This window comes from Novosphingobium sp. ZN18A2 (genome assembly GCF_036784765.1).
Taxonomy (GTDB): domain Bacteria; phylum Pseudomonadota; class Alphaproteobacteria; order Sphingomonadales; family Sphingomonadaceae; genus Novosphingobium.
Genome location: NZ_CP136651.1, coordinates 2,029,519 through 2,051,289 on the forward strand (window position 1 = coordinate 2,029,519; position 21,771 = coordinate 2,051,289).

Annotated in this window: 20 protein-coding genes; 6 read left to right on the plus strand and 14 right to left on the minus strand. The window is 63.7% G+C overall.

Annotated features, from left to right (window positions below; genetic code table 11):
- Positions 1 to 5 precede the first annotated feature (5 nt).
- From RXV95_RS09780 to RXV95_RS09795, 4 genes are all read right to left on the minus strand, one after another.
- Complete coding sequence (locus RXV95_RS09780; RefSeq protein WP_338465863.1) at positions 6 to 563, minus strand: NADH-quinone oxidoreductase subunit B family protein; 558 nt, start codon at positions 561 to 563, stop codon at positions 6 to 8.
- Complete coding sequence (locus RXV95_RS09785; protein WP_338465864.1) at positions 560 to 934, minus strand: NADH-quinone oxidoreductase subunit A; 375 nt, start codon at positions 932 to 934, stop codon at positions 560 to 562. The genes RXV95_RS09780 and RXV95_RS09785 overlap by 4 nt, the downstream gene beginning before the upstream one ends.
- Positions 935 to 1,100: 166 nt before the next feature.
- Positions 1,101 to 2,531 carry a coniferyl aldehyde dehydrogenase gene (locus RXV95_RS09790; protein WP_338465865.1) on the minus strand — a complete coding sequence of 477 codons (1,431 nt, stop codon included), beginning with the start codon at positions 2,529 to 2,531 and terminating at the stop codon, positions 1,101 to 1,103.
- Between the two features lie 38 nt (positions 2,532 to 2,569).
- Positions 2,570 to 3,361, minus strand: a complete 792-nt coding sequence (locus RXV95_RS09795; protein ID WP_338465866.1) for a prepilin peptidase — start codon at positions 3,359 to 3,361, stop codon at positions 2,570 to 2,572.
- A gap of 148 nt (positions 3,362 to 3,509) precedes the next feature.
- On the opposite strand from RXV95_RS09795, the gene RXV95_RS09800 reads away from it, so the two are divergent.
- Both RXV95_RS09800 and RXV95_RS09805 read left to right on the plus strand, forming a co-directional pair.
- Positions 3,510 to 4,706: an acetyl-CoA C-acyltransferase gene (locus RXV95_RS09800; RefSeq protein ID WP_338465867.1), complete on the plus strand. Its 1,197-nt coding sequence runs from the start codon at positions 3,510 to 3,512 to the stop codon at positions 4,704 to 4,706.
- Positions 4,707 to 4,842: 136 nt separating this feature from the next.
- The gene (locus tag RXV95_RS09805; protein ID WP_338465868.1) at positions 4,843 to 5,271 is read left to right on the plus strand and encodes a hypothetical protein; all 429 of its coding nucleotides are present in this window, start codon (positions 4,843 to 4,845) and stop codon (positions 5,269 to 5,271) included.
- A 74-nt stretch (positions 5,272 to 5,345) separates the two neighbouring features.
- Here RXV95_RS09805 and RXV95_RS09810 read toward each other — a convergent pair whose 3' ends face one another.
- Positions 5,346 to 5,840, minus strand: a complete 495-nt coding sequence (locus RXV95_RS09810; protein WP_338465869.1) for an SH3 domain-containing protein — start codon at positions 5,838 to 5,840, stop codon at positions 5,346 to 5,348.
- A 169-nt stretch (positions 5,841 to 6,009) separates the two neighbouring features.
- Here RXV95_RS09810 and RXV95_RS09815 point away from each other — a divergent pair, with 169 nt between their 5' ends.
- A complete protein-coding gene (locus tag RXV95_RS09815; protein WP_338468544.1) occupies positions 6,010 to 7,011 on the plus strand; it encodes a D-glycerate dehydrogenase in 1,002 nt (333 codons plus the stop codon).
- A gap of 181 nt (positions 7,012 to 7,192) precedes the next feature.
- On the plus strand, positions 7,193 to 8,455 hold the full coding sequence (locus RXV95_RS09820) for an ammonium transporter (RefSeq protein WP_338468545.1): 1,263 nt from the start codon (positions 7,193 to 7,195) through the stop codon (positions 8,453 to 8,455).
- 100 nt (positions 8,456 to 8,555) lie between these two features.
- On the opposite strand, the gene RXV95_RS09825 is transcribed toward RXV95_RS09820, so the two are convergent.
- The 8 genes from RXV95_RS09825 to RXV95_RS09860 form a co-directional block, all read right to left on the minus strand.
- Entirely contained in the window at positions 8,556 to 9,059 is a 504-nt protein-coding gene (locus RXV95_RS09825; RefSeq protein ID WP_338465870.1) for an ACT domain-containing protein, read from the minus strand.
- A gap of 77 nt (positions 9,060 to 9,136) precedes the next feature.
- The gene (locus tag RXV95_RS09830) at positions 9,137 to 10,546 is read right to left on the minus strand and encodes a nitronate monooxygenase (protein WP_338465871.1); all 1,410 of its coding nucleotides are present in this window, start codon (positions 10,544 to 10,546) and stop codon (positions 9,137 to 9,139) included.
- Positions 10,547 to 10,557: 11 nt separating this feature from the next.
- On the minus strand, positions 10,558 to 11,292 hold the full coding sequence (locus tag RXV95_RS09835; protein WP_338465872.1) for a class I SAM-dependent methyltransferase: 735 nt from the start codon (positions 11,290 to 11,292) through the stop codon (positions 10,558 to 10,560).
- Positions 11,289 to 12,416, minus strand: coding sequence for a peptide chain release factor 2 (gene prfB, locus RXV95_RS09840; protein WP_338465873.1), 1,128 nt, complete (start codon positions 12,414 to 12,416; stop codon positions 11,289 to 11,291). The genes RXV95_RS09835 and prfB overlap by 4 nt, the downstream gene beginning before the upstream one ends.
- Before the next feature lie 105 nt (positions 12,417 to 12,521).
- Positions 12,522 to 13,067: a peroxiredoxin gene (locus RXV95_RS09845; RefSeq protein ID WP_338465874.1), complete on the minus strand. Its 546-nt coding sequence runs from the start codon at positions 13,065 to 13,067 to the stop codon at positions 12,522 to 12,524.
- A 42-nt stretch (positions 13,068 to 13,109) separates the two neighbouring features.
- Positions 13,110 to 15,623, minus strand: a complete 2,514-nt coding sequence (locus RXV95_RS09850; protein WP_338465875.1) for a transglycosylase domain-containing protein — start codon at positions 15,621 to 15,623, stop codon at positions 13,110 to 13,112.
- Positions 15,624 to 15,688: 65 nt separating this feature from the next.
- Positions 15,689 to 16,555, minus strand: coding sequence for an N-acetylmuramoyl-L-alanine amidase (locus tag RXV95_RS09855; protein ID WP_338465876.1), 867 nt, complete (start codon positions 16,553 to 16,555; stop codon positions 15,689 to 15,691).
- Positions 16,556 to 16,735: 180 nt separating this feature from the next.
- The gene (locus RXV95_RS09860) at positions 16,736 to 17,065 is read right to left on the minus strand and encodes a hypothetical protein (RefSeq protein ID WP_338465877.1); all 330 of its coding nucleotides are present in this window, start codon (positions 17,063 to 17,065) and stop codon (positions 16,736 to 16,738) included.
- An 86-nt stretch (positions 17,066 to 17,151) separates the two neighbouring features.
- On the opposite strand from RXV95_RS09860, the gene RXV95_RS09865 reads away from it, so the two are divergent.
- Positions 17,152 to 19,947 (plus strand): ribonuclease E/G, encoded by a 2,796-nt coding sequence (locus RXV95_RS09865; protein WP_338465878.1) that lies wholly within the window; start codon positions 17,152 to 17,154, stop codon positions 19,945 to 19,947.
- Between the two features lie 169 nt (positions 19,948 to 20,116).
- The gene (locus tag RXV95_RS09870) at positions 20,117 to 20,941 is read left to right on the plus strand and encodes an MBL fold metallo-hydrolase (RefSeq protein WP_338465879.1); all 825 of its coding nucleotides are present in this window, start codon (positions 20,117 to 20,119) and stop codon (positions 20,939 to 20,941) included.
- Positions 20,942 to 21,004: 63 nt separating this feature from the next.
- On the opposite strand, the gene RXV95_RS09875 is transcribed toward RXV95_RS09870, so the two are convergent.
- A complete protein-coding gene (locus RXV95_RS09875; RefSeq protein WP_338465880.1) occupies positions 21,005 to 21,637 on the minus strand; it encodes a class I SAM-dependent methyltransferase in 633 nt (210 codons plus the stop codon).
- Positions 21,638 to 21,771 lie beyond the last annotated feature (134 nt).

The following is a 21,771-nucleotide window of genomic DNA, read 5'->3' on the forward strand; positions in this document are numbered from 1 at the left end:
CCTCCTCAGCGCTCGAGCGTGCCGACGCGGCGGATCTTCCGCTGCAACTGCATCACGCCGTAAAGCAGCGCCTCCGCAGTCGGCGGGCAGCCGGGCACATAGATATCGACCGGCACGATCCGGTCACACCCGCGCACCACCGAGTAGCTGTAGTGGTAATAGCCGCCGCCGTTCGCGCACGATCCCATGGAGATCACGTACTTGGGGTCGGACATCTGGTCATAGACCTTGCGCAGCGCCGGGGCCATCTTGTTGCACAGCGTGCCGGCGACGATCATCACGTCCGACTGGCGCGGACTGGCGCGCGGCGCGGCGCCGAAACGTTCCATGTCATAGCGCGGCATGTTCACGTGGATCATTTCAACCGCGCAGCAGGCGAGGCCGAAGGTCATCCACCACAGGCTTCCGGTGCGCGCCCACTGGAACAGTTCCTCGGTCGAGGTGACGAGAAAGCCCTTGTCCGAAACCTCGTTATTGAGGTCGGTGAAAAAGGCCTGGTCGGGCGGGGTAACGTCGCCGGCGCTGGCCAGCGGTTGCCCCTTGCTGTCGACGAGAGTGCTCATTCCCAGTCCAGAGCTCCCTTCTTCCATGCATAGATGAAGCCGATCACCAGTTCGAACAGGAAGACCATCATGGTCGTCCAGCCCGCCCAGCCCGTATCGCGCAGCGAAACGGCCCACGGAAACAGGAACGCGGCTTCCAGATCGAAGATGATGAACAGGATCGCCACGAGATAGAACCGAACGTCGAACTGGCTGCGCGGATCTTCGAACGCGGGAAAGCCGCATTCATATTCGCTCAGCTTGTCCGACGTCGGGTTGTGCGTCCCGGTCAGATAGGAAACCCCGATCGGCGCAAATACGAAGAAGGCCGAAAGGGCGAGAGCGATCCCGATAAAGATCAGGATCGGAAGATATTGTGACAGATCGACCAAGAGCTGACTCGTCGTGGCTTGGGATGTGCCACGCGCCCTAGTCCCGCCTTTCGGGCGGCGCAAGTGGGTGCAAGTGCGAAATGCCGGTTTTAGCGGCTATTGCGAATGACTTGCAGAAACTCGACTGGTCGCACGCCCCGCTCGCGCTGCCTCTGTTACATGTGTGTCATTTCATCTGCGACTTGATCGTGCGTTGCGTCGCCTTGCCATAGGGCGGCCGCAACCCGGCCAGGGCGGCAATGTCGCGCTTCGGCTGGCGATAAACCGAACGGGCGTGGCTGAACGTGCGGAATCCCTCGACACCGTGATAGCTGCCCATTCCGGACGGTCCGACCCCGCCGAACGGCAAGTCGTCTATGGAGACGTGGAAGATCACGTCGTTCACCGTCACACCGCCCGAAATCGTGCGGTTCAGCACCGTTTCGCGTTCGCCTGCGTCTTCCCCGAAATAGTACAGCCCCAGCGGCCGGTCATGCGCGTTCACATAATCGATCGCCTCGTCGATACCGCGATAGGTTTTCACCGGCAGGATCGGCCCGAAGATCTCGTCCTGCATCACTTTCATATCGTCGTTCACGCCGGTCAGGATGGTGAGCGGCATCTTGTTGCCGTTGGTGGTGGAAAAATCCTCGCCAGCCGGGTTCACCTCGATCGCTTCGGCACCCTTGGCCTTCGCATCGTCGATCAGGCCCTGCAGCCGCTCGCGGTGACGCCCGTTTATTACGGATGTGTAATCATCGTTGGAAAGCAGCGTGGGATACATCGACGAAACGCCCTGCACGACCGAATCGATGGCCTGCGCCTGCATCTCTTCGGGTACGAGCATGTAATCGGGCGCAAGGCATATCTGTCCGGCGTTCAGCATCTTGCCCAGCGCGACGCGTTCCCCCGCGCGCTTCACTTCGGCGCTGCGGCCGAAGATCGTCGGGCTTTTCCCGCCAAGCTCCAGCGTAACGGGGACAAGGTTGTCCGCCGCCGCATGAAGCACGTGCCTGCCGATGGACGTTGCCCCGGTGAACAGCAGGTGATCGAACGGCAGCGAGCAGAAATCCTGCCCGGTCTGCGGCCCGCCGGTGACGACCGTCACTTCGTCCGCCGCGAAATAGCGCGCGAAGACATCCGCCATCAGCTGCGATGTGCGCTCGGTAAACTCGCTGGGCTTCAGCATCGCCCGGTTCCCCGCCGCGAATGCCTGCGCCAGCGGCGCCATCGTCAGCCCCACGGGAAAGTTCCAAGGGCTGACAATTCCGACAACGCCCTTCGGCTCATACCGCACTTCGGCCTTCGCGCCGAGCAGGCCGAGCGGAAAATTGGGCTTGCGCTTTTCCGCCTTCGCCCACTTCGCCATGTGCTTCTGGCAATAGCGGACCGAGCCGACGGACGGCATGATATCGGTCATCATCGACTGTTCGTGGCTGCGGTGGCCGAAGTCCGCGCTCATCGCCCTGGCAAATTCCTCGCCGTGCGTCTTCATCATGGCAACGCACCGTTCCAGCCGGTCATTCCTGACGGCCAGCTCTTCCGGCCGGGCTGCCGTGAAGGCGGCGCGCTGCTGCTCAAGCGCGGCAAGCATCGTTTCGCGGCTGGTTTCCTGCATACTCTCCCCCTTTTCATTATGTCCGTTCTGGCGGCAGTCTATCCGAACCCCTGCAGCACGAACAGTGGCCATGCGGCACAAGCCAGTAACGACCCCAGTGGCAGCACGGTGTCACCCGCCACCTCTCGCTTCATGGCCATCATCGCAACGGCGGCGAGTATCCCGGCGATGCTTGCGCCTAGCAGAACCTCGACAACGCCCAACGGTCCCAGCCAAAGCCCGATTGCGCCAAGCAGCGGCGGATCGCCGCGCCCCATTCCCTCAACGCCGCGCGTCCGTCGATAAGCGAAAGAGACTGCGGCAAGGATTCCCCAGCCCAGCACGCCGCCGGTCAGTGACGCGAACAGCCGCGCATGCATGTCTCCTGCCCAGCCAAGCCCCGCCACCGCGACAATACCACTCAAGGCCAGCGCTCCCACAAGGCGCATGGGCAGCCACAGGTGCTTGAGATCGAGCAGGCCGAGCAGAAGCAGTTGCCAGCCCATCAGCATGGCGCACAGCGCCACAAGCGCATCCTCGGCGAAGATCCAGGGCAGCGCACCGATCAGCAAGCCCGCGACCTCTGCACCCGTTTGCCAGCGGTCTATCGATGCACCACAAGCGCGGCACTTCCCGCGCGAAAGCACGAACGAGACGATCGGCACCAGTTCCACCGGAGCCAGAACTTTCCCGCAAGAATCGCACCGGGAACGGCCGAACACGACGGATGCCCCCTGCGGCATACGCACCAGCGCGGCGCCGATGAAACTCCCCATCAGGGCGCCCAGGATGCCGCCGCCTGCTATCATCACCCATTGCGGAACGAGCCATAGCGTGTCCGTTTGCAGCAAGCCGCGCCCCCTTCCCGCCGGTCCGGTGCATTTTCGCCGTCCGGCAGCCCGATCCGACCAACGGTCGAATTGCAATTTGTGCGGTGCAGCAGTATGCGCTGCACCGAACCCAACCCTCATTTCCCTAGCACAGGAAGGCTCAGAGGCCATGGCCCAGTTCTCCGCCGCAGATCCGATTGTAATCCTTTCCTACGCCCGCACGCCGATGGGCGGGATGCAGGGCGCGCTTGCGGACGTTTCCGCAACCGACCTTGGCGCAACCGCGGTGAAGGCCGCAGTGGAACGTGCCGGCGTTTCGGGCGACGGGATTGAACGTATCTACATGGGCTGCGTGCTTCCCGCCGGGCTCGGCCAGGCTCCGGCACGCCAGGCCGCGATCAAGGCCGGCCTGCCCAAGTCGGTGCAGGCGACCACGGTCAACAAGGTCTGCGGCTCAGGCATGCAGACGGTCATCATGGGCGCGGAAGCGCTCGCCAGCGGATCGGTGGACATGGTGATCGCGGGCGGCATGGAAAGCATGACCAACGCCCCATACCTGCTCAAGAAGCATCGTTCGGGCGCGCGCATCGGCCATGACACCGCTTATGACCATATGTTCCTCGACGGGCTGGAAGACGCATACGAAGCGGGCCGCGCGATGGGCACTTTCGCGCAGGATACCGCCAACGAATACCAGCTGACGCGCGAAAACCAGGACGAATACGCCATCGAATCGCTGCGCCGCGCGAAGGCGGCGGTCGACGAAGGCAAGTTCGCGGACGAGATCGCCCCGGTTACGGTGGTCACCCGCAAGGGCGAAACCGTGGTCGATACAGACGAGCAGCCCGGCAAAGGCCGCCCGGACAAGATTCCCACGCTGCGCCCGGCCTTCGCCAAGGACGGCACGATCACGGCCGCAACCTCCAGCTCTATCTCGGACGGCGCCGCCGCCTTGGTCATCACCCGCGAAAGCGTGGCCAAGGCACAGGGCAAGCAGCCGGTTGCAAAGATCGTCGCCCTCGCCGCGCATGCGCAGGAACCCAAGGATTTCACAACCGCGCCGGTCGGCGCCATCACCAAGGTGCTTGATCGCGCGGGCTGGACGATGGACGAGGTCGATCTGTTCGAAGTAAACGAAGCCTTCGCCTGTGTCGCGATGTTTGCAATGCACGACCTTGGCATTCCGCACGACAAGATCAACGTGAACGGCGGCGCGACCGCGCTCGGACACCCGATCGGCGCATCGGGATCGCGCATCATCGTTACGCTTCTGAACGCGCTCAAGGCGCGCGGCCTGAAAAAGGGCGTTGCGTCGCTTTGCATCGGTGGCGGCGAAGCGACGGCGGTCGCTGTCGAAATGGCTTGATCCTGCCGGCCCGGATATCCGGGCCGGCCTCTCCCGTTACCTCCATATTGAACGTACTTCGTGAAGTGCGGCGAGCGTGCTATGTGCGCATCGTCGTGCTTACGACGCCAAGACAAGAAAATAAGGGGGAGATGTTATGAAGAAACTTCTGGTCCTGTCATTCGTCGGCGCTCTGGCTGCCTGCCAGCAGCAACCCGCTCCCGAACCCACACCTACAGCCACCGAAACGGAAGCGACACCGCTTACGGCCAACGGCTCGCCACCGGGCGTGTACGAGGCCACCTCTGCCGACGGCACCGTCACGACCACGACGATCAATGCCGACGGCACGTACACCGATACCGACGCCAGCGGCAAGGTTCTGGCAATGGGCGCCTGGTCCGTGAAGGACGGCAAGACATGCTTCACGCCAACCGGTGGAAGTGCGGAACCCCAGTGCTACACCGAAACCGCACCGGCGGCGGACGGATCGTTCACGGTAACGTCCGACAAGGGCGAAACGCAATCGGTCAAGCCGGCTGCAAGCGAAGCCGCTCCTGACGCTTCTGCGTCCGCATCCGAATAGGGCAATTTCAGGTTTTCGAAAAAGAGGCGGGGCGGTCATCCGACTGCCCCGTTTCGATTCAGGCCCGTTTCAATTCAGGGGTTCCCTACGCCCCAGACGTGGCTCTGTCCGATCCAGCCCTTGCGCCCGCCAACGTCGATCTTGCACCAACCCGCTTCGCAATCGCCAAGGCGCCCCACCACGCCCGGCTGCGCGCGCCAGAGCACGCGCCCCGTTCCATCCGGATTCTCAAGCATTCGCGCGTTCTGATCGCCCTTGACCATCGCGGTACGCGTGCGGCTGAGGAAGCGCGACAACAGCCAGCCACGCGCGCCATCGGGGTCTTCTATCAGGCGCCAGCCCCCCATCGTGCGCAACACCTTCACGGGCAGTCCCTTCCGCTGGTAGACCCACGCGATGCGATAGGTAAGTCCGGGGCCGACGCGGACGTTCGCCTTGTCCTTGCTCATTGAAGCCCAATAGGGAACCGCAATGTCCTGCGCGCTTGCCAGCACTGGCGAAGCGCACAGCAACGCGGCGGCAGCCACGGCAAACAACCTTGCGGAAACGTTCGGAATCAAACGATTCATCCTCAACCCACGATACGTCACAGCGATACAACATCGGCTGTGCGTTACAAGGCAATCGACGCGCGCACCGGCGCCTCTTTTTACCGCCGCGCTTGACCGTGCCGGGCAAGGCGTCATAGCCATCGGGGCGATGACCGGACCCCGCCCCTCGCCCGCTTCTACCGCCGACATGAGGCCGGAACGCCGAGTCGAAGGGCGGCCCGCCGTTATCGTCACAAGGCGCCTTTTGCCCGAAACGGAACGGCGCATGGACGAATTGTTCAACGTGTCGCTCAACGGGGCGGACGAACCGATGAGCCGCGACCAGCTTGTGGCCGCGATGCAGCGGTGCGACGTCCTGGTGCCCACCGTGACCGACCGGATCGACGCAGGGATGATCGAGGCCGCGGGCGACCGGCTGGGCCTGATCGCCAATTTCGGTGCCGGCATCGAACATATCGATCTTGCCGCGGCACGGGCGCGCAGGATCATCGTCACCAATACGCCGGGCGTGTTTACTGAAGACACCGCGGACATGACGATGGCGTTGATCATTTCCGTCCCCAGGCGGTTCGTGGAAGGCGGTCGCATGTTGCGCGCGGGGGAATGGAAAGGATGGGGACCGGTCGCGATGCTGGGCCACAGGATCGGCGGCAAGCTGCTGGGGATCGTCGGCATGGGCCGGATCGGCCAGGCCGTTGCCCACCGCGCCCGCGCCTTTGGCCTGTCGATCGCCTACCACAATCGACAGCGTTTACCCGAAGCGATCGAAAACATGCTGGGCGCGCGCTACGAACCCGATCTGGACCGGCTGGTGAAAGAAGCGGACATCCTGTCGCTGCACTGCCCGGCAACGCCCGAAACGCACCACATGATCGATGCGCGCCGCATCGCGCTGATGAAGCCCAATGCCTATCTGATCAACACCGCGCGCGGCGAGCTTGTAGACGAAGACGCGCTGATCGCCGCACTGCAGGAAGGCCGGATCGGCGGTGCGGGCCTTGATGTCTATGCGAATGAACCGGAAATCGATCCGCGCTTTCGCACGCTAGGCAATGCCACCCTGCTTCCCCACGTCGGCAGCGCCACGTTCGAAGGCCGGCAGGCGTCTGGCGAAAAGGTGATCGCCAATATTCGCTTCTGGGCAGACGGGCACCGCCCGCCCGATCAGGTGCTTGAAGGCTGGGCGTGATCGGCAAGCCGGCCTGACGCACAGGAATCTTTCACAACCGGCTTGTAAGGCATCCGTTTGTTGCTCTAGAGCGCCGCGCCAGAAGATCGTGCGCCGGGCCGGGGGCGGCGCCATGGGAGGGTTGCGCGTGATCAAGAAAGTTCTGACCGCTGTCGCGGGCATCGCCCTTGCGGCACCCGTCATGGCTCATGCCCAGGCAGCGGGTAACCTGACGCTGGCCGACGCGGCGAACTCCGGCGACACCGCCTGGATACTGGTTTCCTCGGCACTGGTCCTGATGATGGCGATGCCCGGCCTTGCGCTGTTCTATGGCGGGCTGGTCCGGCAAAAGGGATTCCTTGCGGTGCTGGTCCAGATCGGCGCGATCGCTGCGGTTGCTTCGCTGCTGTGGGTGGTGGTCGGCTATACGCTGGCCTTCGGCAATGTCACCGGCGGATGGCTGGGCAGCGGAAATGCCTGGATGCTGATCAATCTGGGGAACGTTCGCGGTAGCACGACCATCCCGGAAAGCGCCTTCGTCCTGTTCCAGATGTGCTTTGCGCTGATCACGCCTGCCCTGATGGTCGGCGCCTGGGTGGATCGTGCGCGGTTCGGCTGGGTGGTCGCGTTCTGCGCCTTGTGGGGCCTTATCGTCTATGCCCCGGTCGCGCACTGGATCTGGGGTGGCGGCTGGCTTGCAAGCAGGCTGGGCACACTGGATTTCGCGGGCGGCATCGTGGTCCATACCACGGCCGGCGTTTCGGCGCTTGTCATCGCGCTTTTGCTGGGCAAGCGGATGGGATTTCCGAAACAGTTGATGCTGCCCCATTCGCCTGCGCTCACGATGGCGGGCGCCGCCATGCTGTGGGTGGGCTGGTTCGGCTTCAACGGCGGATCGGCCCTTGCCGCGAATGACGATGCCGCCGCCGCCATCATCAACACGCATGTCGCGGCCAGCGTTGCCGCGCTCGTCTGGTTGCTGGTTGAACGCGTGACCGTGGGCAAGCCCACATCCGTCGGCTTCGCGACCGGTGCGGTTGCCGGACTCGCAACAATCACGCCCGCTGCGGGCTTCGTTTCGCCGGGAACGGCGATGCTGTTCGGGGTTGCCGCCGCAATCGTTTGCTATGCGATGATCCAGCTTGTGAAACAGCGTTTGCAGATCGACGATTCGCTCGATGTTTTCGCGGTTCACGGCGTGGGCGGAATGCTCGGTTCGCTGATGCTGGCGATATTCCTTTCGCCCACGTTCGGCGGCACCGGCTATGCCGCAGGCATGAGCATGGGCAGCCAGATCCTTGCGCAAGTCGCCGGTGTCGGCGTTGTCGCGTTGTGGAGTGTGGTCGCGACGGTGATCTGCGCGCTGATGGTCTCGATGGTCATCCCGATGCGCGTGACGGAGGATGACGAACGCACCGGCCTCGACCTTTCCAGCCATGGCGAACGGGCCTGGGACTTCGACTGATCAAGGCGGGATCGAAACAGGCGGGGCGGCTTCCGAGGGTGTCGCCCCGATTCCTGCCCAAATTCTGAAAACCCATTGCGGGCGGGAATACCGAGGGGAATCAGCCCTCGAAATCGACCATGATCTCGCCCGATATACGCTCAAGCGCCTGGCGGACGTGCGCAATCGGCGTTCCGTCCGGAACCTGAACCCGCGCGCGTGCGCGGAACAAGGGCTCGCCCGACATCGCGCCCGGCTCCGTTTCCGATTCGAGTTCGTCGATGTTGACGTGAAGCGCGGCAAGCGCGGCGGAAACCTCGCGGACGATCCCCGGACGATCGGCGCCGACAATTTCGAACGTAAACGACTGCCCGCCTTGCGGCACCGATTCACCAGAGGGGACCGACGTCACCTGGAACCCGGCGGCATTCATCGCTGCAAGCGCCTCGTCCAGTTGCGCCTGCCGATTGGCGGGCAGTTCGACGAAAACCGACCCGACGAATTTGCCGCCAAGGCGCGCGAAGTGGCTTTCAAGCCAGTTGCCCCCGGCACCCGCGATTGCCTCTGCCAGAGAGCTCGCAAGACCGGGGCGGTCTTCGCCCACCGCCATCAGGATAACGTGCATGCTCCGCCTCTCCTCGTCGCCCGCGACCGGAAGATGCCTAGCGATCACGCGGTGAGCAAGTGGCTGGCCATCATCGCTCAATCCCCGGTCAGGATGCGATCCACAAGTTGCTTCACGGTTGGCGTGAAGTTGTTGGAATAGAACGGATCCTGCTTGAACCGGAAGGCGGCGTGGCCGGCGAACATCAGGTTCTGGTTCACGTCGCCGCCGTGCGCGATGTCCTGCAGGGTCTTCTGGATGCAGAAGCTGCGCGGATCGGCAAGGCGTCCGGTGGTGTAATCGTCATGGTCCTTCCAGGACGAGAAACCGCAATGCGACAGGCAGCCCATGCAGTCCTTCTGGTCCTGCTGGATTTCCTTGCGCTCATCCGGATTGACGAAAATGATCGTGTCGTCGGGCGTGCGCAGGCCTTCCGTATAGCCGGCTTCCACCCATTCGCGCGCGTGCTGCAGATCGTTGGGCGTTACCCAGAAATTCTTGCCCTTCACCCCCGCGTCGAGCCGCACCGTATGGTCACCCGCTTCGACCTTGGAATAGGGAATCTGGCGTTCGGACCGCGCTTCAAGGTTGCGCAGGAACGGGTTGCGCACCGCCGAGGAATAGAACCCGGTGGGTGAGAAGCGGTGGAGCAGCACGTCACCCGGTTCAAGGTCGCGCAACGCATCCTTCCAGCCCTGCGGAATCGGGCTTTCCTCGGTAAGCAGCGGACGCGTGCCGAACTGGAAGGCGATGGTGCCCAGTTCGGGATTGTCGATCCAGTCGTTCCATTCGCGCAAGTACCAGACACCGCCGGCCATCACGATCGGCACGTCGTCGGAAATGCCTTCCTTGCGCATCGTATCGCGCAGCGCCTTGACGCGCGGATAAGGATCTTCGGGTTTCAGCGGGTCTTCCGCGTTGGACAATCCGTTATGCCCGCCAGCCAGCCACGGATCTTCATAGACCACGGCGGCCATCAGGTCCGAGACCTTGTGATAGGCACGCTTCCACAACGCACGGAACGCGCGCGCGGACGAGATGATCGGCAGGTAGTTCACGTTGAAACGCTGCGCGATCTCGGCCAGCTTATAGGGCATGCCCGCCCCGCAGGTAACGCCCGTCACCATGCCGCGCGTGCGTTCAAGGACGCCTTCCAGCACTTGCTGCGCGCCGCCCATTTCCCACAGCACGTTGATGTTGATCGCACCCTTGCCGCCGGCGATCTCGTAGGCGCGCTTAACCTGTTCCACCGCGCCGTCGATCGCATAGCGGATCAGCTGTTCGTGCCGCTCCTTGCGGGTCAGCTGTTCATAGACCTGCGGCACGATCTTGCCTTCGGCATCGTAGCTGTCGGCGTTCACCGCGCTGACCGTGCCGATGCCGCCCGCCGCGGCCCATGCGCCCGAACTTGCATGGTTCGTCGCCGATACGCCCTTGCCACCCTCGATCAGCGGCCAGACTTCGCGGCCGCCATAGAGAATTGGCTTCAAACCCTTGAAAGACGACATTCTCTACCCCTTCAGCGCGCTGCGGCGCGCACAACCTTGCCGCCTTCTAACCGGCAAGGAACGATATTTGCAGGTTCGGGCCGATCCCCTGTCGCCTCGAACTGAGCATAATACCCGGCAATCGCCGGCTTACGGTGAAACTGGGTGAGGCGAAAGCCCACCGCTTCGAATTCGCACAACAGAAGCGCCGGCGGTATCCCGTGCTGATCCGTCGGCCTGTCGACATCGACGACGACGACCTCTCCACCCTTCTTCAGCGCGGGGCGCAGGTTCCACAGGAACGCATAGGGTTCGGCCACTTCGTGATACATGTGCACCAGGAAAATCCGGTCGAAACTGCCCGCGGGAAGTTTCGGGTTGCCGGGCGTTCCCAGCTTGATCGAAACATTGTCCAGCCTGTCGCGTTCAACCCGCGCGCCAAGCCGGCGGATCGCCCCGATCGCGATGTCTTCTGCCAGAACGCGGCCCTTGGCCCCCACCCGTTCGGCAAGACGGACCGTGTAATACCCCTCGCCCGCGCCGATATCGGCCACGGTCATGCCCGGTTCTATATCGGCCATGTCCATGACCGTGGTCGCTTCGTTGCGGTTGTCCCGGTCTTCCTCGCTGCTGAACTGCGTCGATCCGGGTGCGGACACGGGCCGGTGCGCGCGCGGAAACTCGCGCACGGCATCCGGCCGGTCACTGTCCTTTGCCTGGTGGCATGCGGCCAGCGCCAGAAGCAGAAAGGCAGCAGCCCATCTCAATCGTCGTCCTCCACTTCCACGGTCTCGCCCGTCACGCGCTGCGAAAGGGCGGCGGCCATGAAAGGGTCAAGCGCGCCGTCGAGCACGTCTGTCGGGTTGGTCGAAACCACACCGGTGCGCAGGTCTTTCACCTGCTGATACGGTTGCAACACATAAGACCGGATCTGGTGCCCCCATCCGATCTCGGTCTTGGCGGCATATTCGCCTGATGCCGCCGCTTCGCGTTCGGCAAGCTCCTTTTCGTAAAGGCGCGCCTTCAGCATGTTCATCGCGGTGGCGCGGTTCTTGTGCTGCGAACGGTCGTTCTGGCTGGCCACCACGATCCCGGTGGGCTGGTGGGTGATGCGAACCGCCGAATCGGTTGTGTTGACGTGCTGGCCGCCCGCCCCGCTCGCGCGGTAGGTGTCTATCTTCAGGTCCGCCGGATTGATCTCGACGTCGATATCGTCATCGATAACCGGATAGACCCAGACGGAGCTGAACGAGGTGTGGCGCCGCGCCGAACTGTCATAGGGACTGATGCGCACCAGGCGGTGCACGCCGCTTTCGGTCTTGGCATAGCCATAGGCGTTCTCGCCCTTGATCAGCAGCGTGCAGCTTTTGATCCCGGCCTGTTCGCCCGAATGGTAATCCACCAGATCGACCTTGTAGCCGTGGCGTTCGGCCCAGCGCGTGTACATGCGCTGCAGCATCTCGGCCCAGTCCTGGCTTTCGGTTCCGCCCGCGCCGGCATGGACTTCCAGATAGGCGTCGTTCCCGTCGGCCTCGCCAGCCAGAAGCGCCTGGACCTTGTCCTTGTCCGCGCGCTCTGCCAGCGCTTCCAGCGAACTCAGCCCTTCGGAAACGATCGTATCGTCACCCTCGGCCTCGCCCATTTCGACGAACTCCACCGCGTCGGCCATTTCCTGCGAAATCTCGTTCACGGTGCCGACCGCGGCTTCGAGCCTGCGCCGTTCGCGCATAACGGCTTCCGCGTTCCTGGGATCGTCCCACAGGGTGGGGTCCTCTACGCGCGCGTTAAGCTCGTCGAGCCGCCGCAGCGCGCGGTCCCAGTCAAGGAACTTGCGCACCAGCGCCAGCGATGCTTCGATACGTTCGATGTTGGCCTGCCCTTCGGCACGCATGGCAATCCAATCTCCATAAGGTAGCCGCTCCCCCTAGCGGGGCCACGCGGATTGTAAAGCGAACGGACGCGACAATACCCGTTCGCCCTCGCGGAGCGCCGCGGGTCAGTGCCCGTGCAGCTTGCGCACCGCCTCAAGCGTCAGCTTCACGTGGTCGCGATAGTCCATGTCTGAATGCACCATCACGATCTTCCCGTCCTGGCCGATCACATAGCTGGTCCTGCTGGTCAGCCCGGTCGAAGCACCTTCCTTCTTCAGGTCCACGTCATAGGCGGAGACCACCGCCGGGCTGGCGCTGGCAACCGGGAACTTGTCGCGACATTCAAGGCGCGAAAACTTCTTGAGCGCGGGCAGGTCGTCCGTCGACATGCCGATCACGCTGGCACCCAGCGCCTTGAACTTCGCGATCGATTCGGCGAAGGCGTGCGCTTCCAGCGTGCATCCCGGCGTAAACGCCTTCGGGAAGAAATAGAGCACCACCGGTCCGCGTTTCAGGGCCTTGTCCAGGTTGAACGAAAACACCTTGCCGGCCAGCGCGCCACGCGCGGAAAACTCGGGCGCAGTGGCTCCGACCGGCAGTTCGGCATGGGCAGCCACCGGCACGGAAAGTGCCAGCGAAGCGGCGGCAAGGCGAAGGACAATCTGTTTCATACCAAACCGGATAGCACTTCTCTCAGCCCGCGTCAGCAGGTGTCAGTAAATGCCGCCCTGCTCTTCCGCGAAGTTGCCCGGTTCGTCCTTCTGTTTCTGCTGTGCGGCCGCAAGACGCGCTGCACGTGCGCGGCGCAAAGCGTCGAGAATCTGTTCTTTTGCAGTCAGTTCACCCGCGCCGATCGTCCGCTTGGGTTCCGTATCCGGCTTGAACGCCTCCCAGATCACCGAAGCCTTCGCCACCCTGTCTTCGGGCGTCCCGGAGAACACGCGCTTGCCTGTGACCCGGTCGATGCGGACCATGCGGATACCGTCTGGCGCGGCAAAGGGAATGTCGCTCCAGCGCTTGCGCGTGGCCTGCACGAATTCCTTGAACACCGGCGCCGCGATGCGCCCACCCTGCGCCCATCCGCCAAGACTGCGCGGCTGGTCGTATCCCACATAGACCCCCGCGATGATCTCGGGCGTGCCGCCAACAAACCACACGTTGTTCGGCCCCGTCGTCGTGCCGGTCTTGCCGAAGAGCGGGAGGTTGAGATCGCGCAGGACGACCGCGGTGCCGCGCGTCACCACGCCTTCCAGCATGTGCACCACCTGGTATGCGGTGCGCGGATCGAGCACCTGCTTGCCATTGTCAGCAAAGCGGGGCATCGGCTTGCCGTCCCATTCGGGCATGTCGCACCCGTCGCACCGCCGCGTATCCGCGCGCCAGATCACCTTGCCGTTGCGATCCTGCACATAGTCGATAACCGTCGCCGGATGCTGGCGGCCATGGTCCGCGATGGCCGCATAGGCGTTGACCATCTTCTCTACGGTCGTGTCGCCCGCGCCCAGCGCCATCGACAGGTATGGCTTGTAATCGCCGATTCCCACCCGCTTGATCGTGTTCACCACGTGATCCATGCCGGTATCGTTGGCGATGCGCACCGTCATCAGGTTGCGCGACTGCTCAAGCCCCCAGCGCATCGTGTGGGTGCCGGCCCCGCCTTCGTTGGCGAAGTTGCGGAAGCACTTCTGGCCAAGCGCCGCGCCCTGATAAACGCAGAACGTTCCATCCAGCACCTGCGTCGCCGGGGTCATCCCGTAATCGAGCGCGGTTGCATAAACGAAAGGCTTGATCGTCGATCCGGGCTGGCGTTCGGCCTGTGTCGCGCGGTTGAACGCGCCAAGCCGGGAATCGAAACCGCCCTGCATGGCAAGAATCCGACCATTTTGCGGATCTTCCACCACCATGCCGCCGGAAACCTCGGGGATAATTTTCAGCGCATAACCGTTTCCGTTCGGCGCGGCCGCCACAACGTCGCCCGCCTTCGGTCCGGACGGCAGGCTGATCGGATAGGTCTTTCCGTCGGTGAACCCGATTGTACCCTGCCCGCCAGAAACGTCCGTCAGCACCCCGACACGCCAGTCGCGATAGTTGATGCCGATGTAGGACGAGGCGAGTTCGGACCGCCATTTGCCGTCCGTCATCTTCAGGTGCGCGATCGGCCCGTGCCATCCGCGATTGCCACCATAGCGCATCAGCCCCGCGCGCAAGGCATCGCGCGCCGCGTTCTGGAGCTGCATGTCCAGCGACGTGCGCACCCACAACCCGCCCGCATAGACGCTGTGCGGCCCGTCCTTCGCGGTTTCGCCATAGCGGCTGATCAGGCGGCGACGGACTTCCTCGAAGAAATATCCGGCGTCCGCCCGGTATTCGTCGTCGCGCTGGTTGACGAGGCCCAGCGGCTTCGCTTTCGCGATGTCGGCCGCTTCGCGCGTTGCCCAACCGTTGCGCACCATCTGGTCAAGCACCCAGTTGCGGCGCTCTATCGCCTTGGCCTCGTATTTCTTGCGGCCATAGATCTCGGGCGCCTTGGGCAGGATGGCAAGAAACGCGGCCTCGTGCAGGTCAAGCTGGTCCACGTCCTTGTTGAAATAGGCGCGCGCGGCCGCCTGAACGCCGAAGGCATGCCGCCCCAGCGGGATCTCGTTCAGGTAAAGCTCAAGGATCTGCTGCTTGGTCAGCACGCCTTCGATGCGCCGGGCAAGGATCATCTCCTTGATCTTGCGGCTGATCGAATACTGGTCCCCGATCAGGATGTTCTTGGCGACCTGTTGCGTGATGGTAGAGCCGCCCTTGGCCCGTTCTCCCGTGCCTAACTTGCGCACATAGTCGATCACCGCGCCGACCAGGCCGCCCAGATCGACACCGCCATGCGTCCAGAACGTGCGGTCCTCGGCCGAAAGGAACGCATCGATCAGGGGCTTGGGAAAATCCGAGAAGCGAAGCTGCACACGCCGCTCGCGCGCATAGCTGTAAACGATCTCGCCGTTGATCCCGCGAACCATGGTCGGCAGCGGCGGTTCATAGGTCAGCAGCTTGTCGGTGGACGGCAGGTCGCGAACGACCATGAACCATGCGCCCAGCAGGATCAGCGCGAACGCGCCAAGCGCGAAAACGCCGCGCCGGAACCACTTGCCATTGCGCCAGTTGCGCCGCCACCAGTCGGCAACGCCCGCATAGTCACGGCGAATGCGATATCGGAAATGTTCCAGCAGGGTATCGTCGGCCATCGTGGCGGCCCTCTAGCACGATGCTTTCGTCGCGCGCCAGTGGCCTGCGACCGGCTGATGACGGCTCATTGCCCGGACGCGCTCTTGCGGGCGAGGAAAATCTCGATCGCCTTCGCCAGATCGTCTGCAAAACCCTTGCGCCACGCGGGGTCCGTCAGGCGACCGGCATCCTCAGGATTGCTGATATAGCCCGCCTCGACCAGAACCGACGGCAGATCCAGCGATTTCAGCACCACGAACGCGGCCTGCCGCTGCGGCGTGGGGTGGAAGGCGACGTCCGGCCTGGCCTCTCGCAGGATAAGGTCCGAAAATGACCGGGATTCCCGCGCCGTCTCACGCCGGGAAAGATCGACAAGAATGGTCGACACCGCATCCGGCTTTTCACCCAGGGCGACGCCATTGATGGTGTCCGCGCTGTTTTCGCGATTGGCCAGATCGGCCGCCACAGCGTCCGATGCGCGATTGGACAGCGTATAGACGGTCGCGCCGCTGGCCGTGGGATTCCCGGCGGAATCGGCGTGGATCGAAACGAACAGGTCGGCCCCCAGCCTGCGGGCGATGCCCGATCGCTCCTCAAGCACAAGGAACCTGTCGTCCGAACGCGTCAGCGCAACGCGCACGCGTCCGTCTTTCAACAGCGCATCGCGCAGCGCCAGCGCCAGCGCCAGCGTAACGTTCTTTTCCCGCAGCTTGCCGGCCCCGCTGGCCCCCGGATCGTGCCCGCCGTGACCGGCATCGATCACCACAAGAGGGCGGCTGGCATCGGCAGGCCCCTGAATTGGCGGAAGGCCGATCTGACCTTCGCTATCGGGCAAGGCGATGCGGATCACGTAATCGGGCACGCGCGCGCTTTCATGCACGCCGCAGGACGCCAGCGGCATAACCGCGGCCATCGCAATTGCCCGCCACGCCAGTTTGGTAAGAATACGCATTTCCGGATCGGTTCTATGCATCGCCTGCAAAGCGGCGGTCCAGCATAAAACGTTCCGGCAGAAAACCTTGCGGCGAAGATAGCGAAAGGGCCGCGCAACGGTTTTGATTGCCGCTTCGCAATTGCAATGCTAGCAACTCGTTCCATCGGGGCTGTCCAGCCTCGCCGCCTTCCGATCCAGTCACGGGAAACCGGGCAGTGAAAGGCGCGGAAATCCCGCGGCAACGGCGATCTGGACCTGTCCCGCCACCGCGAGGCTCAAAAAGCAATAACGCTTGCGCCGCGCGACAGAGGTTGAAGCCGTGATGATGAGCCGTTTTCCGTTCCAGATTGCATGCGCCGGGCAGGCCCATGCGCGTTGGAACGCCGCCGGCACGCGCCAGTCGCCGCGAATCGTCCTCACCGCAGACACACGAACACCGCCGCCGGTCGGCCAGCGAAACGAACGAAACGTTCCCCCGCTGCGTACCGGCACTTTCGCATTCGCGCCGCGCAGCGGCCGGGAAATCACCCGGACCGAGCGCGCGCGCGCTTACACAAGGAACCGCACCGCGGCATCGGGCCCTGCCCTGCGCCGGTGCGGCTGGAGACATCACAATGACCACGCGCATGCTGATCGATGCGCGCCACCAGGAAGAAACCCGGGTGGCGGTGCTCAAGGGCAATCGCATCGAAGAGTTTGATTTCGAGTCCGCAGAACACAAGCAAATCAAGGGAAATATCTACCTCGCCAAGGTGACGCGCGTCGAGCCGTCGCTGCAGGCGGCGTTCGTGGATTTCGGCGGGAACCGTCACGGTTTCCTCGCCTTCAGTGAAATCCATCCCGACTATTATCAGATCCCCAAGGAAGACCGCGAAGCGCTTCTGGCAGAGGAAGCCGCGCACGCGGAAGAGGAAGCCGCGCTTCGCGCCGCGCAGGAAGCCGAGGACGACGAAGACGACGACGCCGATCTCGACGATGAATCGAGCGACGCGCTGGCCGACGAACTCGCCGGTGACGGCGTGACCGAAGTCGACACGTCCGAAAAGGCCCAGGTCGCCACGATCGAGGGCGGAATGGTCGAAAACGGTTTCGACGGCGACGGCGATGACAGCGACGAAGGCGACGAGTCCGACGACGACGACGGAAATGGCGAAAGCGGTGACGAGCAGCGCGCCCGCTCCGGTCGCCAGCGCCGGGGCCGCCGCCGGGGCCGTTCGCAGGCCAAGGAAGTGGATGAAGTGCGCGCCAAGCGCATGGCCCTGCGCCGCCGCTACAAGATCCAGGACGTGATCCAGCGCCGCCAGGTCCTGCTGGTGCAGGTCGTGAAGGAAGAGCGCGGCAACAAGGGTGCGGCGCTGACCACCTACCTCAGCCTTGCCGGCCGCTATTGCGTGCTGATGCCCAATTCGAGCCACGGCGGCGGCATCAGCCGCAAGATCAGCTCGGCCGCGGACCGCAAGCGGCTGAAAACGATCATTTCCGAGCTTGACCTGCCCCGCTCGATGAGCTGCATCGTGCGCACCGCCGGGCTGCAACGCACCAAGACCGAGATCAAGCGCGATTTCGACTATCTCGCCCGGCTGTGGGACGGCATCCGCGAACAGACGCTCAAGTCCAGCGCCCCGTGGCTGATCCATTCGGACAGCGACCTTGTGAAGCGCGCGATCCGCGACATCTACAATCGCGAGATAGAGGAAGTCATTGTCGAAGGCGACGATGGCTATCGCGCCGCCAAGGACTTCATGAAGCTGCTGATGCCCAGCCACGCGCGGCGGGTAAAGCACTATGCCGATCCGGTGCCGCTGTTCCAGCGCTATGGCGCGGAAGACCAGCTGACCGCCATGTACGATCCGGTCGTGCAGCTGAAAAGCGGGGGCTATCTGGTCATCAACCCGACCGAGGCGCTGGTGTCGATCGACATCAACTCTGGCCGGTCGACCAAGGAACACGGGATCGAGGCGACCGCGCTTTCCACCAATCTTGAAGCCGCGCGCGAGATCGCCCGCCAGTTGCGCCTGCGCGACATGGCTGGTCTTGTTGTCATCGACTTTATCGACATGGAATACGGATCGAACATCCGGAAGGTCGAGAAGGCGATGAAGGAAGCGCTGAAGAACGACCGCGCGCGCATCCAGGTGGGCCGGATTTCGGGCTTCGGTCTGATGGAAATGAGCCGCCAGCGCCTGCGCACCGGCGTGCTTGAGGCCACCACGCGCGCCTGCCCGCATTGCGACGGTTCGGGCCTTGTCCGCACCGCCTCTTCCGCGGGGCTTTCCGCCCTGCGCATGATCGAGGACGAGGCCGCCAAGGGCAAGGGCAGCGTGATCACGCTCTATGCCAGCCAGGAAGCGGCGATCTACGTGCTCAACGCCAAGCGCTTCGACCTTCAGGAGATCGAGGAACGCTATGGCGTTTCGGTGGAGGTCATCCCCGAGGGCGAAAACGAAGGCGCGAAAATGCGCGTTTCCTCGCGCGGGCCACGGCCCGACTTCGTTCCCAGTTTCGAACCCATCGTCGACGATGACGAACCGGAAATCGAGGACGAGGACGAATTCGAAGACGAAGACGAAAGCCAGCGCGAAAGCGGTGAAGGTTCCGGCCGCAAGAAGCGCCGTCGCCGCCGTCGCGGCCGCAATCGCGACCGTGCCGACAATGGCGACAATAGCGACGAACAGGACGAGGCTGACGCTTCTGCCGATACTGCAACCGATGAAGATGCTGGCGACAGCGAGGAAACCGGTGAAACCGCCGAAGGCGAAGAAGATCGTCCGCGCAAGCGCCGCCGTCGCGGCCGCCGCCGGCGTGGCGGTCCGCGCGAAGACGGCCAGGACAATGGCGAAGCCGGCGTCGACAATGCGATAGAGGAAGGTGCGGACAGCGAAGCGATGAACGAGATGAGCGAACAGCTCATCGACGACATCGCGGTTATCGCGGAGCCGGATGCCGCTGCCGCAGACGCTCCGGCCGAGACGGCTCAGGCGGACGAGGCTCCCGCAGAGGAGGTGAAGCCGAAGAAGCGCACCCGCCGCAAGAAGGCCGACGCTGCCGCGCAGGACACCCCTGCCGCCGACGCTCCGGTTGCGGAGGAAGCGCCGGCCAAGCCCAAGCGCACCCGCCGCAAGAAGGCCGATGCCGAGCCGGTTGCCGAAGAGTCGCAAGCCGCCGAAGAGGCTCCGGCAAAGCCGAAGCGCACCCGTCGCAAGAAGGCCGATGCGCCCAAGGAAGAAGCGCCGCAGGCCGACACCCCGGCAGAGCCGGAAGCGCCCGCCAAGGCCGAAGAACCTGCCGCGACTCCATCGGATGCGCCCGAAACGGCCGTGACGGAATCCGCAGAAGCGCCGGATGCCGAAACCTCGGAAGACCAGGAGGCTCCGCGTCGCGGCTGGTGGCAGCGAACGTTCGGCAACTGACCTGTAGCAAGTGAATAGCGGAACCCCTACCCGGCCCGAAGATCGCCCAGCGCATCATCGGCCGGGCGGGGGATTTCGCAACCCGCCCGGAAGCCCGCCGAACCGCGCCCGGTTTCGCGATTTCCTGAAATTCCTGCTGTGGGAAATGCGGAGGGCAAAACTTCCGCCCGTGCCTGAAGGCCTGGCGACCGGCGACAAGCCGGATATCGCGACCATGCCCGAAGGCCATGTGTGCTGGCTTGGCCATGCCGCCTTCGTCATGCGACTGGGCGGAAAGCTGATCCTGACAGACCCCTATCTGGGAGACGTTGCCGGCCCGATGGGCATGGGGCCGCGCAGGTTCCTGCCCCCTGCGCTGCGCGCGGACGAATTGCCCCGGCTCGATTGCATCGTCATCAGCCACAACCATTACGATCACATCGATACCGCCGCACTGCGCGCGTACCGCTACCGCGCGGAAACGCCGGTCGTATGCCCCCTTGGCGTGGGTACATTGCTGCGACGCCTGGGTTTTCCGGACGTGACGGAACTGGACTGGTGGGAGACGATCGCCCTTGGGTCTGCGGAGATAACTGCCCTGCCCGCAGTGCATTTTTCGGGACGTGGACCGTTTGACCGTAACAAGACGCTGTGGGCGAGCATGGCGATTTCGGGGGGCGGCAAGAAGATCTGGTTCGGCGGAGACACCGGATACGGCGCGGTTTTCCGCGAAATCGGAGAGCGCGCCGGTCCGTTCAATCTCGCACTCGTCGGCATTGGCGCCTATGAGCCGCGCATAATCATGGAACCCAGCCACGCGACGCCCGAAGAGGCGATATCGATCGCCCGCGATATTCGCGCGGACCGGACCGTGGGCATGCACTGGGGGTCCATCATGCTGACGCCCGAAAACCCGTTTGAGGCGCCCGAACGCTTTGTGCGCGCCGCCCGCGACCAGCAATATGGCGAAGCCAATGCACTGGTGATGAAAGTGGGCGAAGTCCGCGCGATCTAGCGGCCCAGTTCCGCGTGGAAATACCCCGCGTGTAAATCTCCCGCGTGCAAATCGGCCCGGTTGCTACCCGCTCTTGCGCCCGACGCCCCATTCCATCCAGCCTGCCCACTTCGGCGCTTTGGGCGCATAGGTGCATTCGTGATCTTCCAGCACAAAGCCCCCGTCGATCACAGCACCGCCCACTGACCGGGTAAGGTGGCATCCACCGGCGAGCCGCTTCCACACCGGCTCGATCCGGCGTTGCCACTTTTCAACGCGGTGATCCGGTGAAAGCCCGTGCTCAAGGAACAGGAACTGGCCGCCCGACTTCAGTATGCGCCTCATTTCGGAAAGAACGCGCACGGGATCGTCAACCGAACACAGGGTATACGTGCACACGACCGTGTCGAACGTATCGTCGCCGAAGGGAATGGCTTCCCCCTTCCCTTCACGAATATCGGCGTCCCAACCCTTTTTCCGCGCCTGCTCTTGCGCATAGTCGAGCAGCTTGCGCGTCGGATCGATCCCGGAAAATGCGGAAACTTTCCGGCGATCGTAGAAGCGCTGGTTGATCCCGCCCCCGCAGCCAAGTTCGAACACGTTTCCGCTTGCCAGCGGGATTACCTTTTCCCGCAGGTCCATGATCGCGGGTGTGCAGCATGCGCACGTGATCAGGCGCGGCACGATGTGATCGTCGTACCAGGTTTTCAGGCCCACTTGCCCCCCTCTCCGTCTGTTTGCACCTGCTTATCACACGCATGAAATCGTGCCACCGTGATGAGTGGCGAGCATGTTGCACGATGAAACGCTGTCTCACGCCCGAGGTGCCGCCGCCTGTCGGCCTGACGGTT

Bases quoted from the DNA above. Each gene is read 5' to 3' on its own strand.
- RXV95_RS09780 (WP_338465863.1), bottom strand. From the start codon at position 563: ATGAGCACTCTCGTCGACAGCAAGGGGCAACCGCTGGCCAGCGCCGGC.
- RXV95_RS09790 (WP_338465865.1), bottom strand. From the start codon at position 2,531: ATGCAGGAAACCAGCCGCGAAACGATGCTTGCCGCGCTTGAGCAGCAG.
- RXV95_RS09800 (WP_338465867.1), top strand. From the start codon at position 3,510: ATGGCCCAGTTCTCCGCCGCAGATCCGATTGTAATCCTTTCCTACGCC.
- RXV95_RS09805 (WP_338465868.1), top strand. From the start codon at position 4,843: ATGAAGAAACTTCTGGTCCTGTCATTCGTCGGCGCTCTGGCTGCCTGC.
- RXV95_RS09810 (WP_338465869.1), bottom strand. From the start codon at position 5,840: ATGAATCGTTTGATTCCGAACGTTTCCGCAAGGTTGTTTGCCGTGGCT.
- RXV95_RS09815 (WP_338468544.1), top strand. From the start codon at position 6,010: ATGAGGCCGGAACGCCGAGTCGAAGGGCGGCCCGCCGTTATCGTCACA.
- RXV95_RS09820 (WP_338468545.1), top strand. From the start codon at position 7,193: ATGGCTCATGCCCAGGCAGCGGGTAACCTGACGCTGGCCGACGCGGCG.
- RXV95_RS09825 (WP_338465870.1), bottom strand. From the start codon at position 9,059: ATGCACGTTATCCTGATGGCGGTGGGCGAAGACCGCCCCGGTCTTGCG.
- RXV95_RS09830 (WP_338465871.1), bottom strand. From the start codon at position 10,546: ATGTCGTCTTTCAAGGGTTTGAAGCCAATTCTCTATGGCGGCCGCGAA.
- prfB (WP_338465873.1), bottom strand. From the start codon at position 12,416: ATGCGTGCCGAAGGGCAGGCCAACATCGAACGTATCGAAGCATCGCTG.
- RXV95_RS09845 (WP_338465874.1), bottom strand. From the start codon at position 13,067: ATGAAACAGATTGTCCTTCGCCTTGCCGCCGCTTCGCTGGCACTTTCC.
- RXV95_RS09850 (WP_338465875.1), bottom strand. From the start codon at position 15,623: ATGGCCGACGATACCCTGCTGGAACATTTCCGATATCGCATTCGCCGT.
- RXV95_RS09855 (WP_338465876.1), bottom strand. From the start codon at position 16,555: ATGCGTATTCTTACCAAACTGGCGTGGCGGGCAATTGCGATGGCCGCG.
- RXV95_RS09865 (WP_338465878.1), top strand. From the start codon at position 17,152: ATGACCACGCGCATGCTGATCGATGCGCGCCACCAGGAAGAAACCCGG.